Origin of the sequence: Halomonas sp. KX33721, assembly GCF_001596805.1 — a bacterium.
Taxonomy (GTDB): domain Bacteria; phylum Pseudomonadota; class Gammaproteobacteria; order Pseudomonadales; family Halomonadaceae; genus Vreelandella; species Vreelandella aquamarina.
The window spans coordinates 16840-32520 of the sequence record NZ_LVIA01000039.1; the positions used below are offsets into that span (position 1 = coordinate 16840).

The following is a 15681-nucleotide window of genomic DNA, read 5'->3' on the forward strand; positions in this document are numbered from 1 at the left end:
GCTTTGCAAAAGCAACAAAAACGGCACCTTCGCGGTGCCGTTTTTCGTTTTAAAGTACTTTAAAACAGACCTTTAAAATAGCCCGTTATCCAGTCCAGCGGCCATGATCATGCCCAGCTCTTCGGCTTGGCGGGTGAAGGCCTCCTGCCACTCGCCGCGAAAAATAAGCGGGTCCTGTACCCAGCGCCAACGTAGCCCGGTGATGATGCTTTCCACCGCCCGTTGGGTGCCCGTGCCGTCATGGCCCGCGCGAATATAGAGCGCGCAGGGCAGGCCCTGCTTCTCTTCTAGTACGCTATAGTAGCTGCGGTCAAAAAAGTCTTTCAGCGCGCCGCTCATGTACCCAAGGTTTTCGGTGGTGCCCAGCACAATGCCATCGCAGGCGAGAATATCCGCTGGGCCCGCCTCGAAAGGCGTTTTGACAATGCACTCCACCGCCTCGATGTCCTCGTGTTCAGCGCCATGGTGTACGGCACGGCACAATGCCTGGGTATTGACGGAGGGCGAGTGAGCGACGATTAATAAGCGTTTCATGAGGATGTCTTCAGGCAATTGGCGGTGTGTTCAAGAGGTGCCACACTGACAGCACTTAATGACACAGCCTAGAGGTCTTAGGGCAAACCAATCAAACGCTTTAAAACCGCGTATGGGATAGGGTGTTCCGTGTTGAACGATCAAAAAGGGAATCGCGTCATGCGTCAGCAGGCCAAAATGATAGGGATCGCCAGTCTTTGTTCATTAACGCTGTTGTTGGCAGGGTGTGCGGGTCAACCAAGTGCCCCAGCCCGTAACGACAGCCGTTCAGCTCCTGCCGCGAGCAGTGAAGAGATAGTTCCTGCTGCAGCCGCATCGAACTATCAACCCGTCAGAATGGCACAGGCGGAAGATTGGGCACCCCCGCTGCAGGCGAGCCCGGAAGAGGACGCCGCTTACTATGTGAGCCGGTTATCCGACCGCCGTTTTGTCAGCCAGTATGGTGGGCCCGATAACCCAAGACCCTGGTATATCGCAGCCGAGCGTCTGGGCGAAATAGGTATGCCTGCCGTTCCGCTGCTGTTTGCCCGCCTCAATACCGAGGACCAGTACGAACTTATGCTGGTGCTCTACGCATTGCAGTTAGCCACACAAGACCCGCTCGTGACCTTCCAAACCGGCGGCGAAGCCGTTCAACTGCCGACGGTACTGGACCCAAGCGCCAATGGGGAAAATCGGCGCATTGCTCAGCAGTGGTGGGAGCGCTATGCGACACAGTTGGAGTTGCGCTAACACATTCGCTACATTGACCCTTGCCCCTTATTTCGCTGATTAGGAGAGCTCTATGGCATTTGCACTATCTAGCATGCAAGTCACCAGCACGGCCTTTGGTAACCATCAAGCGATTCCTGCCAAGCACACGGGTGAGGGCGACGATGTTTCCCCTGCGCTCGCTTGGCAAGGGGCTCCGGAAGGCACCAAAGGGTTTGCGGTGATCTGCCACGACCCTGATGCCCCGCTGGTGAAAGAGGGCAGCTACGGGTTTGTGCACTGGGTGCTTTACAACCTGCCGGGGGATATCACCTCGCTGGATGAAAACACCACGCTAGGCACGTTGGGTATGGCTGATTTTGGTAAACCTGGCTACGGCGGGCCCATGCCCCCAGAAGGCCACGGCAGCCACCTTTACTATTTCTGGGTGCTGGCGCTGGATGAACAAACAATGCTGCCGGAAGGACTTACGTTGCCTGAACTATTGAGCGCCGTTGAGCCTCACTTGTTAGGAATGAACCGTCTCGTCGGCACCTACGAGCGCGCCTGATTTACCTCCCCAGGCTGGAGCATTGCGCTGAAGCCGTGTAGGCTCCGTCGCTTGCTAATGTTTGTGTGATTGTCTGCTGCGATGGAGCCTTTGATGAGTGATATGCCCAACTGTCCTGCTTGCGCCTCTGAGTTTACCTATGACGATGGCATTCAATACGTTTGCCCAGAGTGTGGTAATGAATGGTCTAAGGACGGCGAATCAAGCGAAGTGGAGGCGGGCTCAGGCATCCGTGACGCAAACGGCAATATGCTGGCTGATGGTGACACCGTCACTGTAATTAAAGATCTCAAAGTGAAAGGCAGCTCCTCCGTTGTGAAAGTGGGTACCAAAGTGAAGAATATTCGCTTAGTAGACGGTGACCATGATATCGACTGCAAAGTCGATGGGATTGGCCCCATGAAGCTGAAGTCCATCTTTGTCAAAAAAGCTTAGCATCGAGCTAAGATCATCCTAGTTCCCTCTCCAAGCCTGCGATGAATCTCGTGGGCTTTATTTTTCGAGCTGTCATAGCTTCTCTAAATGATAATGATTGGCTTTTTTGATGTTATCAGCCGCGAACGTGCTAAGAAGTCGCGCTATTTGATAAGGATTTTGCAGAAGGGCTTCACATCAAATTTATACAGTACTAAAATGGTACTCAATTAACGGGTAAGCCAACGGCTCGCCCTAACGTGATGGAAAACGGGAGTGACTATGCTCAAGCTTTCTCGGCTGACAGATTATGCCGCTGTGGTGATGGCACAAATTGCCCGTCATCCCCAGGCGTCGCATGCGGCGGCTGACTTAGCAGAAGCGGTTCAATTGCCCCATCCCACGGTGAGCAAAACCCTTAAGATGCTGGTGAAAGCAGGGCTTTTGGAGTCGCAGCGCGGTGCCCAAGGCGGTTACCGCTTAGCGCGTCCCGCCTCGAAAATTACTGCCGCCGACATTATCAGTGCGATTGAAGGGCCGGTCGCCATGACCGAGTGCAGCCAAGCGGAAGGCGGCTGTGAACTGGTCGCCACTTGTGGCGTAGCAGATAACTGGCAGCGGGTATCGTTGGCTATTCGCACGCTGCTTGAAAGCGTGACGCTTGCTCACTTGGCGGACACCGCGCCCATCAAGCTACCCGTACAGTTACCGATTCAAAGTATCAGCCTATCGGCGGCATCGGCTTAAACCGTTAGGCAATTTAACCCTATTCACGGCGAGCTAACCTCGCCACCCAACTGCCCGGAGGGTATCACCATGGCAAGCGAAGAAATGGAACAGTTGGTTCGTCGCGAGTACAAAGATGGCTTTGTAACCGATATTGAAAGCGACACACTGCCACCTGGCCTGGATGAAAACACCATCGCCTTCATCTCCAAGAAGAAAGGCGAGCCGGAGTGGATGCTGGAGTGGCGCCTGGACGCTTACCGTCAGTGGTTGAAGATGGAAGAGCCGTCCTGGGCACACCTGAACTATCCGCCCATCGATTACCAAGAGATCTCCTATTTTAGTGCGCCCAAGCGCCCAGAAGATCGCCCCCAGAGCCTGGATGAAGTCGACCCCAAGCTGCTGGAAACCTACGAGAAACTGGGTATTCCGCTGCACGAGCGTGCCGCCCTGGCAGGGGTTGCCGTCGATGCGGTCTTCGACTCCGTCTCGGTTGCGACGACCTTCAAAAAAGAGCTGGCGGAAGCGGGCGTGATTTTCTGCTCCATTTCCGAAGCGATTCGTGACTACCCGGATTTGATCAAGCAGTACCTGGGGACGGTAGTGCCCGTGGCTGATAACTATTTTGCTGCGCTAAACTCCGCCGTGTTCACTGATGGCTCGTTCGTGTTCGTGCCAAAAGGCGTGAAGTGCCCGATGGAGCTGTCTACCTACTTCCGTATCAACGCGGCCAATACGGGCCAGTTCGAGCGCACGCTGATCATCTGCGAGGATCGTGCCGAGGTCTCCTACCTGGAAGGCTGCACCGCACCCATGCGCGATGAAAACCAGTTGCACGCTGCCGTGGTCGAACTGGTTGCATTGGACGATGCCTACATCAAGTACTCCACCGTTCAGAACTGGTACCCCGGTGATGAAGAGGGTAAGGGCGGCATCTATAACTTCGTGACCAAGCGCGGAGACTGCCGTGGTGAGCGTTCCCGCATCAGCTGGACGCAGGTAGAAACTGGCTCTGCAATTACCTGGAAATACCCCTCTTGCGTGCTGCGCGGTAAAGACAGCATCGGTGAGTTCTACTCTGTTGCAGTAACGAACGGTCGCCAGCAGGCGGATACCGGCACCAAGATGATTCATATTGGTGAAGGTACACGCTCCTATATCGTTGCCAAAGGTATTTCAGCGGGTAAGAGCGACCAGTCCTACCGTGGCTTGGTCAAAATTGGGCCGCGTGCCAAGGGCGCGCGTAACTTTACCCAGTGCGATTCGCTGCTGATTGGCGACAAGTGTGGTGCCCACACGTTCCCCTATCAGGAAATTGGCAACAGCACCGCGACCATTGAGCACGAAGCCACCACCTCTAAAATCGGTGAAGATCAGCTCTTCTACTGCCAGAGCCGCGGTATCTCAGAAGAAGATGCGGTCAGCATGATTGTGAATGGCTTCTGTAAAGATGTTTTCCAAGAGTTGCCGATGGAGTTCGCGGTGGAAGCGGAAGCACTGCTCAATGTCACTCTGGAAGGCGCGGTGGGCTAACCGCTCCGGCACCCAACTTATTTTTAGGGCGTCGCACTCGCGACCCGCAAGTATTTAAAAGGCGATCACTATGTTGCAAGTTAACGATTTACACGTCACCGTCGAAGGCAAAGAGATTCTGAAAGGCCTGACGCTCACCATTAATGCCGGTGAAGTGCACGCCATCATGGGCCCCAACGGCGCGGGTAAATCCACGTTGTCAGCGGTTATTGCTGGTAAAGATGGCTACGAAGTGACCCAAGGCAGCATCACGTTTGAAGGCAAGGACGTGCTGGAAATGGAAATCGAAGAGCGCGCCCAAGCGGGCCTGCTGCTAGGTTTCCAGTATCCGGTGGAAATCCCAGGGGTAAAAAACATTTACCTGCTGAAGTCTGCGCTTAACGCTCAGCGCGCTGCGCGCGGTGAAGGCGAAATGCCCGCGCCGGAATTCATGAAGCTGGTCAAAGAGAAGCTCGGCTTTATGAAAATGGATGCCAGCTTCCTGCAGCGTGCAGTGAACGAAGGCTTCTCCGGCGGCGAGAAAAAGCGTAACGAAATCCTGCAGATGTTGGTACTACAGCCGAAGCTGGCCATGCTGGATGAAATCGACTCTGGCCTCGATATCGACGCCATGAAAGTCGTCGCGGACGGTGTGAACAGCCTGCGTGCCGAAGAGCGCGCCATTCTGTTGGTCACCCACTACCAGCGCCTGCTGGACTACATTGTGCCGGACAAAGTCCACGTTCTGGTCGATGGCCGTATTGTCAAAACCGGCGATGCCGAGCTTGCCAAAGAGCTAGAGGCCAACGGTTACGAAGGCATTGAGGAGTCTGTGGCATGAGCGATACGCAAACGTTTTTGGACACGCTAGCCACGCGTAGCCAACAGCGCGCTGGAGAGCCTACCTGGATCGCCGCTCGCCGCCAGGCGGGCGCGGCTCGCTTCGAAGCAATGGGCTTCCCGACCCGCCGCGACGAAGAGTGGAAGTACACCGACGTGCGCGCCATCGCCCAGGGCAACTTTGCCTTGGCAGAGAACGCCGAGTTCTCTCAGGCCCAGGCGGCTGCCCTCACGCTGCCCCTGGATGCTTACCGGCTGACGTTCGTGGACGGTGTGTTTTCGGCAGCGCTATCGGACCTCGATGCGCTTCCCGACAGCGTGCAGGTGATGCCGCTCTCTAAGGCACTGGCCGAGAACCATGAAGCCGTGGGCGGCCCGCTGGGGCGTTTAACCGGGGTCGATTTCTCCACGTTCGCCGCGTTAAATACCGCCTTTATGGAAGAGGGCGCAGTGGTGCGCATCGCGCCGGGCACCGTCGTCGAAAAGCCCATTTTGCTGCAGTTCCTGTCTCGTGCGGGGACGCCGGTGATGAGCCATCCGCGCATTTTGGTCGAAGCCGCTGGGCGTAGCGAAGCTACCCTCATTGAGCACTACGTGGGTGAGGCGGATGCCGCCAACTTTACCAACGTCGTGGCAGAGCTGATGCTAGATCGTGGGGCAATTTTGAACCACTACAAGCTCCAGGAAGCACCCATTGGTGACCTGCACGTAGCAAGCATTCACGTCGAGCAGAACCGCGACAGCCGCTACACCTCGTACAACCTGAATTTGGGTGGCGCGCTGGTGCGCAACGACCTGATCAGTGACTTGAACGGTCAGGGCGCTGAAACGAACTTCTACGGCCTGTTCTTTGGCCAGGGTCGCCAGCACGTGGATAACCACACTAAGGTGAACCACAACGCGCCACTGACGTTCTCGAACGAGAACTACAAAGGCATTCTGGATGATCGTGCTCACGGTGTCTTCAATGGCAAAGTGTACGTGAAGCGCGATAGTCAGAAGATTGAAGGCTTCCAGAGCAACCAGAACCTGCTGCTGTCAGATCGCGCGCAAATCGACGCAAAACCCGAGCTCGAAATCTACGCCGACGACGTGAAGTGCTCCCACGGCACCACCACCGGTCAGTTGGACGAGGATGCGATCTACGCACTGCGTACCCGGGGTATCGACGAAGCCACGGCACGTGGCCTGTTAACCCTCGCCTTCGCTGGTGAAGTACTTGAGCAAGTGGCGCTTGATGCTATTGCCGAGCGCGTTGAGCTGGCGGTAGCCGGTAAACTGCCTGAGCGTTTCAATCTCGCCGGACTGGTTGAAGCGGCGGCTGCGCTCAACGATTAATCAAGGAGTCATCAATGCCCCATAGCGTGATTGAGAAGCCTACCGAGCGCAGCGTTGCGGCCTATGACGTTGAAGCGCTACGCCGCGACTTCCCGATTTTGAATCGTGAGGTTCACGGCAAGCCGCTGGTGTATTTGGATAATGCCGCCACCAGCCAAACGCCGCAGCAGGTGATTGACGTGTTTAGCGATTACTACTCGCGCTACAACGCCAATATTCACCGCGGCTTGCATACGCTCGCCGATGAAGCGACGGCAGCCTTTGAAGCCACGCGTCATCGTGTTAAAGCGTTTCTCAATGCCGAAGATGCCCGCCAAATCATCTTCACGCGGGGCACCACTGAAGCGATCAATTTAGTGGCCCAAAGCTGGGGCCGCAGCCAGCTAAATGCCGGAGACGAAGTGCTGATCTCGATGTTGGAGCACCACTCCAACATCGTTCCCTGGCAACTGCTGGCGGCGGAGCGCGGCTTCACGATCAAGGTCATCCCAGTGGACGCGCACGGGGCGCTCGATATGCAGGCGTATCGTGAACTCTTGAGTGAGCGCACGAAACTGGTGGCGGTGAATCACGTCTCTAACGCACTGGGTACGATTAACCCCGTGAAAGAGATGGCAGCGCTGGCGCATCAGCATGGCGCGCTCATCTTGGTGGATGGCGCCCAAGCGACGCCGCATCAGCAGGTGGACGTTCAATCTATCGATGCGGATTTCTATGCGTTTTCAGGCCATAAAGTGTACGGCCCAACGGGTGTTGGCGTGCTATATGGCAAGCAGGCGTTGCTAGAGGTCATGCCGCCTTGGCAGGGTGGCGGTGAAATGATCAAAACCGTTTCCTTTGATGCAGGTACCACCTTTGCGGATATTCCGCATAAATTTGAAGCGGGTACCCCCGCCATTGCCGAAGTGATTGCGCTTGGCCGTGCGCTTGAGTGGATGGAAGGCATTGGCGTTGAGGCGATTGGTGCGTGGGAAGCCGTGCTGCTCAACCATGCAACCCAGGCGGTGAGTGGCATTGAGGGCCTGCGGATATTAGGCACTGCGCCGCATAAAGCGGGCGTGCTCTCCTTCGTTGTTGAAGGTGCGCACTCGCAGGATATTGGTCTGCTGATTGACCAGCTGGGTGTAGCAATTCGTACCGGGCACCACTGCGCCCAGCCGCTGCTGCATCACTTTGGCGTTGAGGCGACCTGTCGTGCATCGTTTGCTGCGTACAATACCCTTGATGAAGTAGACACGTTTGTGGCAGCGCTCAACCGTGTGATTGGAATGGTACGCTAAGGACATCTATGGATATCGAGCAAATTGCGAGTCTTGAGCGCGGTCAAAAACTCCCGCTCCAGCGGGATGTAGAGGCTATCGCGATTCCGTTCGGCAAAACGGATACGCTGGCGGAAGACAGTATTGTCAGCGTAATGCAAGCCAAAGGTAGCTCGGTGAGTGTTGGTTTTGAAGGCCGCTTGTATCTCATTGAAGGGCGTAACCTTGATGCGCTGGGGCTTGAGTCGCTGCCACGTCCGACACTGCCAGAAAGTGCTACTGATGAAGAGATTGAGCAGTTTGTCTGGGATCAGCTGCGCACCTGCTTTGACCCGGAAATTCCGGTGAATATTGTTGATCTAGGGCTGGTGTACGGCTGTCGGATCGAGCGCTTGATTAGTGGCGAGCGGATAGTCACTATCCGTATGACGCTGACCGCGCCTGGCTGCGGCATGGGCGATGTCATCGCTGCCGATGCGCGCAACAAGATTCTGGGAGCGCCGCAGATCAGCAAGGTGCATACCGAAATTGTCTTTAGCCCACCCTGGAGTCGTGACATGATGAGCGATGAAGCCAAGCTTGAGCTCGGCATGTTCTAACCCCTGCTGGGGAGCTGGATGCACAGCCTGTTATTACGTTGGATAAAGCGTTTTCTAATGTCGCTAGGAGCCTTGCTGCTACTGGCGACATTGCTATTTATAGCCGGTAATTTATGGGTGCTTGCAAGTACCGCACGCTATATCGACGGTCATTTAGAGCAGTGCCAACCCACAGACGTGGCGATTGTCTTTGGCACCTCCCACTGGACTCGTAGTGGGCTACGTAACCCGCATTTTCATGCCCGCATGCGAACGTCTGCACGCCTTATCGCTGACCAGCGTGTTCAGCATCTGCTCATCTCTGGCGATAATCGCACCCAAGCCTATAATGAGCCGCGTGCCATGTGGCGCGATCTGTATCGCCGAGGGGTGTCTGCAGAGCAACTGACAATGGATTTCGCTGGCTTCAGCACCTATGACACGATGGTGCGGGCGCGGGATGTGTTTCAGCTTAAAGAGGCGCTGCTGGTTACCCAGAGTTGGCACTTGCCTCGGGCTATTTTTATCGGGCGTGCGCTGGGGATGGAAGTGACGGGCTGTATTGCTGAGGAGCAGTCAGCGGCAGATGAGTGGCGGTTAAAAAATGCGTGAATGGGTAGCGCGAATTGCTACTCTGGGAGATCTCTACTTATGGCAGAGGGAGCCCTACTTTCTCGGCCCCGCAGAGCCTATCGAGCTTCATCGCCAGGAGGGTGGCGATAAAAGTAGAGAAGAGAGTAGCGAAAACACGCCTGAGGCGACCGTCAATATCAACGCCGCTCTATTTTTTCAGCAGTCACTGCAGGCATATACAGTCCCTGAGCATTAAAGCCGAGTTAACGCCGCAAAGTTAGCGGCGAGTATTACGTTTTTGCAGGTTGTATAGCTCGCGAATCAGCTTACGGCATCCCCGCATGCACTCATCCACTACCGGTTCGATCGGGTCGGGTAGGGGGTGGGTAAACAAGGTTGAGAGGGCCTGCATCAGTACACGCTCTTGTTCTAACAGCTCATTGATCAAGACTTGGCTATCGCTGCCAACGAAGCTCTTTAAACGGCTCCAGAGCCATAAGAAGTCATCACGCTCAACGTCAGCATCCCGAGGCAGCATTTTTAAGTGCGCGCGGGCAAGTTCCTGCAGCTTACGCATCTGCTTGAGTCGCTCAGTATAGTGCGGCTTCAGTGCATCGCGCAGCGAGGGGCGCAGGCGTTCGATATTATCCTGGAAATAATCAATGCTATCGGCCAGCGCTTCCAGCACGCTGTCCATCGCCACTTGGCGATTGTCGAGAAACATGAGCGTCTACCTCCTTCGGTGACGCAGATTGTGGGGGGGGCGGCGTTGATTTGCCACCCCTAATAGGGATTATTTTTGCAATTGACCGTTAGCCTTTAGGCTTGGGTGGTGCTTTGCGAGCAGGCACTGCATTCTTTTCGATATGCTCGATGATCATGCCGGCAATATCTTTACCGGTAGCGCTCTCGATGCCCTGCAAACCTGGTGAAGAGTTGACCTCCATAATCACCGGGCCGTGGTTAGAGCGAAGCAAATCCACGCCCGCGACGCGCAGCCCCATCGCCTTGGCTGCACGAATCGCGGTGGAACGCTCTTCCGGGGTGATGCGGATCACACTAGCAGTGCCGCCACGGTGAAGATTGGAGCGGAACTCGCCGTCGGCGGCCTGACGTTTCATGGATGCCACGACCTTATCGCCAATCACGAAGCAGCGGATATCCGCACCGCGTGCTTCTTTGATGTATTCCTGAACCATGATGTTGGCTTTCATGCCCATAAAGGCCTGAATGACGGATTCAGCGGCCTGGTTGGTTTCAGCCAATACCACACCAATACCCTGGGTGCCTTCCAGCAGTTTAATCACCAGGGGCGCGCCTTTCACCATGGTGATTAGGTCGGGAATATCATCTGGTGAGTGGGCGAAGCCGGTAATCGGCAGGCCTAATCCCTTACGCGACAGCAGCTGCAGCGAGCGCAGCTTATCCCGGGAGCGGGTAATCGCGACCGAATCGTTAATCACGTAGGTGCCCATCATTTCAAACTGGCGCAGTACCGCACAGCCGTAGAAAGTCACCGAGGCGCCAATACGCGGAATCACCGCATCAAACGGCTCAATCTCTGCGCCTTTATAGTGAATAGAAGGGTGGTGCGAGGCGATGCTCATGTAGCAGCGCAGGGTATCGACCACTCGGGCGGTATGGCCGCGCTGTTCGGCGGCTTCCACCAGTCGGCGCGTAGAGTAAAGGTTACGGTTACGGGAAAGCAGGGCAATATGCATGCAGGGCTCCGGGCCAAAAAGGGTCGTCGTTTAAATGTGTTTAAGGCTCGCCGTGCAAAAATGCAGCGCCGGGGGCCACCAGTAGGCGGCGCATAGCGCGCCTGCCCAGCAGCATCGCGTGGCGCATATTGCTACGGTCGGTCAAAGTAAGTTCAACCGGAAAGTTCAGTTCGCCCAGTTGCATTGGGGTACGGATAACATAGCGCCACTCGCTATGGCCGTTCGAGCTGGTGACGCGGCGACGGTCGTGTAAATGCAGGCGATAGCGGTGGGCAGGCGTCTCTGGCCCACCGCTATGGGTAATAAAGCTTACCCATAACTGTCCATCAGCATCTTCATGGCTTTCAATGTCTTCGGCGTGCAACGCCGATGTCCGTGCGCCTGTATCGGCTTTGCAGCAAAGGTGAAGCCCTAGTTCAGGTAACGTCACCATTTCACGGCGGCCGATGACCGCTTTGGCCTGATAGGGTAATTCCTTCACAGCGCACTCCTGACGATATAAGAGAAACAAGACATAGTGATGACGATTCCTGCTAGCCTTTTTGGTTAGGCTGCATGGCCGACAAACGCGATTGGATAGCCGAGCCTGCTGGGGCGTCGCGCAAGGTCAGCATGACGGGCAGACGCAGCCGAGGAATTAAAGCGATATCGCGCACAACGGCCGCAAAGTGGCTGCGCTCATCCTCTGCTAAACGTTGTAAGAATAATGGTAAACGCTCGGCATCTTCCAGTAATGGCCAACCGCGCCCGGCCATGGCGGCCATCAGGTCGGGGCCGCAGGCCGTGCTATCGTTTAGCAGGTTGGTATACCAGTCGCCTGCAAAAGCCGGCGCTGAGCTACCCACGCTACGTACGCAGGCGCAGAGCGTTTCTAAATCGCCGCTGCTGGCCGCCTGCTCGCCTCGTGTCCGCAACGCATCAATGAGCGCTTCAGACAGTGGCTGATGCTCAAGGCAGTAGCAGAGCGAATGAATAACGCTCACCGGCAGTTGAGGAATACGTAGCGCTAGGGCATCTGCCGTTGGTGTATCCAAACGTACTACATAATCGGCGATGCCCTGTAGTCCCAGGGCTTGCCAATCAATCGTCTGTTGGCCACTTAAATAGGCTTCTACAGGCTCTAGGTGCTGGCTGGCAGGTAGGGCGCTGGCATAGGTGGCCCGGGCATTGAGCATGGCCTGAAAGGTGATATCAGGCGTAAAGGCCAGCGGATTATCCTTCATTAAATGGTCCACGTCTGCTGATTCTGCAGCGTCGAGCACAGTCGGGTCAGAAGCAGCGGCATTGCGACCCAGGGTTTCCAATAGGCGGTTAATAAAGCCATCGCGCTGTGCGGGCGATAGCATGCCTTGCTCATCCAGTGGCAGCGCTAAAAACCAGATAGCAGGCTCTTCCATTGCCCCTAGGCGAAAGACGATCCCCAGGCGTGCTTGCCCTTGCCACGGTTCAGGCCAGGCCTGTTCGGCATTTTCAAACGCGCGCAGGGTTTCCCTGGAGCAGGCAGTCACTCTGCGCCCCATATGGTAAAGCGACACCTCAGCGCCACTGCGTGTAAAAAATTCATCAAGGGTGTTAATTGGCTGCATGACATCCTTCCGCATTTCAAGCCTGCACTCTACCTTGCTGTTCTGCCACTGTCAGCCGCAACCGCTGATTTATCCATGCTTTATCATCTAAGTGGTTAAAAAATGAGCAACTTTGCGTAAGCCGCGTGAGACTAGCGGTGGCGACACCTTTCCATAGTTTATCCACAGCCTCTTGCAGGTTTTCTGTGAATCGGTGAATAACTCCATTGAGCACGCCTTTGAGTGGCAACTTACCCACAGAGTTGGGATAATGAACGCTAAATATGACCAACCCATAAGGTGCTTATGAGCGTCCATCAACAGCTTCAAACCGCGCTTCTTGAGCTTGAAGCCGCCATGAAGGCCGCTAATCTGTGGCGCACGCCCACCCCAGATGCGGCCGCTTTTGCCAGTCAGCAGCCTTTTTGTATTGATACCATGTCGCTGCCCCAGTGGGTGCGCTATGTCTTTGTTGCCCGCTTAAATGCACTTATTGAAGCCGAGGCTGCCATGCCCGCCAAGTGTGAAGTCGCTCCAGCGGTGGCGGCGTATTTAATGCAGGAGAAGGTAAGAGCAAGCGATCAGCTATTGGTAGTGAAAGCGGTGGAGCGTGTCGACAAGCTGGTCACAGAGAATTAACCACGCGAGTAAGGCAGACCAAATCAATGCCCAGAGGCAAGCTCTGGGCATTTTTTTACGTGTTAGCGAAGGTGGGAGCTAGAAGCTAGAAGCTAGAAGCGGTAGCTCAAGCCTGCCATGACCACCATGGGGTCAATCTCGACGGTGCCCGCACCTGCGCCATTAATAGAGGCGTCGGTGTCGATGTCTAAGTACCAGGCAGCGGCGTTGAGTGCCCAGTGGTCATCAATGAGTAGATCAACACCCACTTGAGCGGCCGCGCCCCATGAGTCGTCTAGCTCAAGTTCGCCAATGGCGAGGCTCTCATCGGAGAAGCGCGTGTAGTTAATACCCGCACCCACGTAGGGCTGTACTTGAGAGTCGCTACCACCCAGTGGGTAATACTGTAGCGTTAGAGTGGGCGGCAGGAGCTTTGTTGATGCTAGGTTGTCACCGTTGAGTTCAATGTCATGCTCGAAAGGGAGCGCAGCCAGTAGCTCCACGCCCATTTTGTCGTGGAAACGGTAGCCCAGGGTGAAAGCGAAGTCGGTTTTATCCTGAGCATCGACCGCGAAGGCACCACCTGCGAGCGAGCCGTTGTCGCTTTTCGGCGCGATGTTGGCAACGCCAACGCGGGTAAAGAAATCGCCAGCGCCATAGGCAACGGCTTGGCTGCTAACTGCTAAGGTGGCAGCGGCAAGCCCAGTGGCGAGTAGGGTAGGCGGTGATAAATGGCGCATAGCGTCGCTCCTGACCGATAACATGGTGGGTGAGTGGTTTAAAGTTGTCGTAAACCATATAGCCAGTGTATCGAGCCAACGAGGGAGCGTTATTGACCTAGGGCAAAGAGCTGTGAACTGATAGGTTCAGCGCCTAGCAAGGTAAATATCTGAAGGGAGAAGGGGCTAAAAGAAGGGGCTAAAAAAAGAGGAGGCTTAACGGGTTAACTGCAACCCGTTAAGCCTTAGGCTAATTAAGCGACGTTACGCTCGTTTAGCGTTCAATATGCTGATACTCGCCAGCATCGGCGGTTATGCTGCTTACTGCCAGGATGGCAATGAAAGAAGCGATAAAGCCCGGGATGATCTCGTAAACGCCAGGGCCACCCATGAAGGAGCCGTTCCAGCCCAGCGCAATCCAGATCATAACCGTGGCAGCACCCACCACCATACCGGCGATAGCACCTGCGCCGTTTGTACGCGACCACATCAGCGACAGAATAATCAGCGGGCCAAAGGCGGCACCAAAACCTGCCCAAGCGTTACTCACCAGCCCCAGCACTTGCGAGTTCGGGTCAGAGGCAATCACGGCTGCGATCAGACCCACTAGCACAACACTGACACGACCTACGGCCACACACTCTTTGTCTGTAGCTTCTTTACGCAGGAACAGGCGATAGAAGTCCTCGGTCAGTGATGAAGATGACACCAGCAGCTGGCTAGAAATAGTACTCATCACAGCAGCAAGCAGGGCCGCGTAGAGGAAGCCGGTGATCAGCGGATGGAACAGCAACTCAGCCAGGATGATAAAGATCGTTTCCGGGTCTTGGACTTCCATCCCATTGCGAACCGCATAGGCGCGACCAAAGATGCCGAGAGAGACCGCACCGATCAGGGAAATAGCCATCCAGCTCATGCCGATGTTGCGGGCAATCGGAACATCTTTCAGCGTACGGATAGCCATAAAGCGCACGATAATATGCGGCTGACCAAAATAGCCCAGGCCCCAGGTAACGGCAGAGAGCCACCCAATGAACGTCAACCCTTCAGTCCACGACAGCAGCGTGGGATCAACTTCATTGAGGGTCTGTGAGGCTTGAGTAAAGCCACCACCGCCTTCACCAAACAGTACTACTGCAGGCATGATGACCAAAGCCAGCATCATGATGCAGCCTTGCACAAAGTCCGTCATGCTCACGGCCAAAAAGCCGCCAACCACGGTGTAGGCCAGCACCACCCCCAGCGTGATTACCACACCCACCGCGTAGTCGCTCATACCGCCGATGTTGATAACGCCAGCAAAGGCGCTCTCAAACAGTTTGCCGCCTGCGACCAAGCCAGAAGCAGTGTAAACGGCGAAGAAAATCACGATGACGATAGCGGACACCGTTCTCAGCGACAGCGCCCGAGTGGGGAAACGGTTGGCTAGGAAGGCTGGAATGGTAATCGCGTTACCATAGTGAACTGTCTGTTCACGAAGGCGCGGCGCGACCAGAATCCAGTTAAAGAGTGCGCCCACAAATAGGCCAATCCCGATCCAGGCCGAACCCAAGCCAGAGACGAACATCGCCCCTGGTAAACCCAGTAGCAGCCAGCCGCTCATATCCGACGCGCCAGCCGACAGGGCGGCTACTTTAGGGCTGAGGGTACGGCCACCCAGCATGTAATCCTCAGACGTAGATGTCGATTTGCGCATAGCATAAACGCCGATGGCAATCATGAGCGCAAAGTAGGCAAAAAGGCTGACCCAAACGCCAATATCCATAAAATATCTCCAATTCATCAGGACGGAGCTAGCTCCGACAGGTGCCTGCGCCGACCAAGTAACGTTGGCCGCCGCGCAGTCTTGTTGTTGTTAACCCCTTTTCGTATTCAAGTCGCTGACCCTAGCGAGTAACCGCTAGGGATGTCATTAGAGAGGTTATGGCTACGTTTATGTGCAATGTTCCCTATGCCCAGCACACGGCCTGGAGGGGCCACGAATGTGAAGGCAATCGCTCTATTATTGTCAACCATGAGACGG

Annotated in this window: 17 protein-coding genes and 1 pseudogene; 11 read left to right on the forward strand and 7 right to left on the reverse strand. The window is 55.5% G+C overall.

The annotated features are described in order from the left end of the window. Positions 1-72: 72 nt before the first annotated feature. Positions 73-534: an NAD(P)H-dependent oxidoreductase gene (locus A3220_RS13870; RefSeq protein ID WP_062375349.1), complete on the reverse strand. Its 462-nt coding sequence runs from the start codon at positions 532-534 to the stop codon at positions 73-75. Between the two features lie 132 nt (positions 535-666). On the opposite strand from A3220_RS13870, the gene A3220_RS13875 reads away from it, so the two are divergent. The 10 genes and pseudogenes from A3220_RS13875 (at position 667) to A3220_RS13920 (ending at position 9291) form a co-directional block, all read left to right on the forward strand. Further along, positions 667-1266 (forward strand): hypothetical protein, encoded by a 600-nt coding sequence (locus A3220_RS13875; protein ID WP_354702744.1) that lies wholly within the window; start codon positions 667-669, stop codon positions 1264-1266. A gap of 52 nt (positions 1267-1318) precedes the next feature. Next, positions 1319-1795 (forward strand): YbhB/YbcL family Raf kinase inhibitor-like protein, encoded by a 477-nt coding sequence (locus tag A3220_RS13880; protein ID WP_054641089.1) that lies wholly within the window; start codon positions 1319-1321, stop codon positions 1793-1795. A gap of 93 nt (positions 1796-1888) precedes the next feature. Further along, positions 1889-2230 carry a zinc ribbon domain-containing protein YjdM gene (locus tag A3220_RS13885; protein ID WP_054641090.1) on the forward strand — a complete coding sequence of 114 codons (342 nt, stop codon included), beginning with the start codon at positions 1889-1891 and terminating at the stop codon, positions 2228-2230. Positions 2231-2491: 261 nt separating this feature from the next. Then, on the forward strand, positions 2492-2956 hold the full coding sequence (locus tag A3220_RS13890; RefSeq protein ID WP_054641091.1) for an SUF system Fe-S cluster assembly regulator: 465 nt from the start codon (positions 2492-2494) through the stop codon (positions 2954-2956). A gap of 69 nt (positions 2957-3025) precedes the next feature. Then, positions 3026-4468, forward strand: coding sequence for a Fe-S cluster assembly protein SufB (gene sufB, locus A3220_RS13895; protein WP_044629765.1), 1443 nt, complete (start codon positions 3026-3028; stop codon positions 4466-4468). A gap of 70 nt (positions 4469-4538) precedes the next feature. Continuing rightward, positions 4539-5288: a Fe-S cluster assembly ATPase SufC gene (gene sufC, locus A3220_RS13900; RefSeq protein WP_044629764.1), complete on the forward strand. Its 750-nt coding sequence runs from the start codon at positions 4539-4541 to the stop codon at positions 5286-5288. After that, on the forward strand, positions 5285-6625 hold the full coding sequence (gene sufD / locus A3220_RS13905; protein ID WP_062375351.1) for a Fe-S cluster assembly protein SufD: 1341 nt from the start codon (positions 5285-5287) through the stop codon (positions 6623-6625). Before sufC ends, sufD begins: the two co-directional genes overlap by 4 nt. 14 nt (positions 6626-6639) lie before the next feature. After that, positions 6640-7905, forward strand: a complete 1266-nt coding sequence (locus tag A3220_RS13910) for a cysteine desulfurase (RefSeq protein ID WP_062375353.1) — start codon at positions 6640-6642, stop codon at positions 7903-7905. Positions 7906-7913: 8 nt separating this feature from the next. Next, positions 7914-8483, forward strand: a complete 570-nt coding sequence (sufT, locus tag A3220_RS13915; RefSeq protein WP_058578313.1) for a putative Fe-S cluster assembly protein SufT — start codon at positions 7914-7916, stop codon at positions 8481-8483. Between the two features lie 18 nt (positions 8484-8501). Further along, positions 8502-9291 (forward strand): annotated as a pseudogene (locus A3220_RS13920) (ElyC/SanA/YdcF family protein). A gap of 21 nt (positions 9292-9312) precedes the next feature. On the opposite strand, the gene A3220_RS13925 reads toward A3220_RS13920, so the two are convergent. From A3220_RS13925 to A3220_RS13940, 4 genes are all read right to left on the reverse strand, one after another. After that, on the reverse strand, positions 9313-9759 hold the full coding sequence (locus tag A3220_RS13925; protein WP_062375354.1) for a hypothetical protein: 447 nt from the start codon (positions 9757-9759) through the stop codon (positions 9313-9315). A gap of 88 nt (positions 9760-9847) precedes the next feature. Then, complete coding sequence (gene rimK, locus A3220_RS13930) at positions 9848-10756, reverse strand: 30S ribosomal protein S6--L-glutamate ligase (RefSeq protein WP_044629759.1); 909 nt, start codon at positions 10754-10756, stop codon at positions 9848-9850. A gap of 40 nt (positions 10757-10796) precedes the next feature. Beyond that, the gene (locus A3220_RS13935; protein WP_062362040.1) at positions 10797-11237 is read right to left on the reverse strand and encodes a RimK/LysX family protein; all 441 of its coding nucleotides are present in this window, start codon (positions 11235-11237) and stop codon (positions 10797-10799) included. 52 nt (positions 11238-11289) lie between these two features. After that, positions 11290-12342, reverse strand: coding sequence for a DUF3549 family protein (locus A3220_RS13940; protein WP_062375356.1), 1053 nt, complete (start codon positions 12340-12342; stop codon positions 11290-11292). A 285-nt stretch (positions 12343-12627) separates the two neighbouring features. Here A3220_RS13940 and A3220_RS13945 point away from each other — a divergent pair, with 285 nt between their 5' ends. Continuing rightward, a complete protein-coding gene (locus A3220_RS13945; protein WP_044629756.1) occupies positions 12628-12960 on the forward strand; it encodes a YqcC family protein in 333 nt (110 codons plus the stop codon). Between the two features lie 92 nt (positions 12961-13052). On the opposite strand, the gene A3220_RS13950 is transcribed toward A3220_RS13945, so the two are convergent. Continuing rightward, a complete protein-coding gene (locus tag A3220_RS13950) occupies positions 13053-13679 on the reverse strand; it encodes an OmpW family outer membrane protein (RefSeq protein WP_062375358.1) in 627 nt (208 codons plus the stop codon). A gap of 253 nt (positions 13680-13932) precedes the next feature. Next, a complete protein-coding gene (gene putP, locus A3220_RS13955; protein ID WP_044629754.1) occupies positions 13933-15423 on the reverse strand; it encodes a sodium/proline symporter PutP in 1491 nt (496 codons plus the stop codon). Positions 15424-15681: the final 258 nt, after the last annotated feature.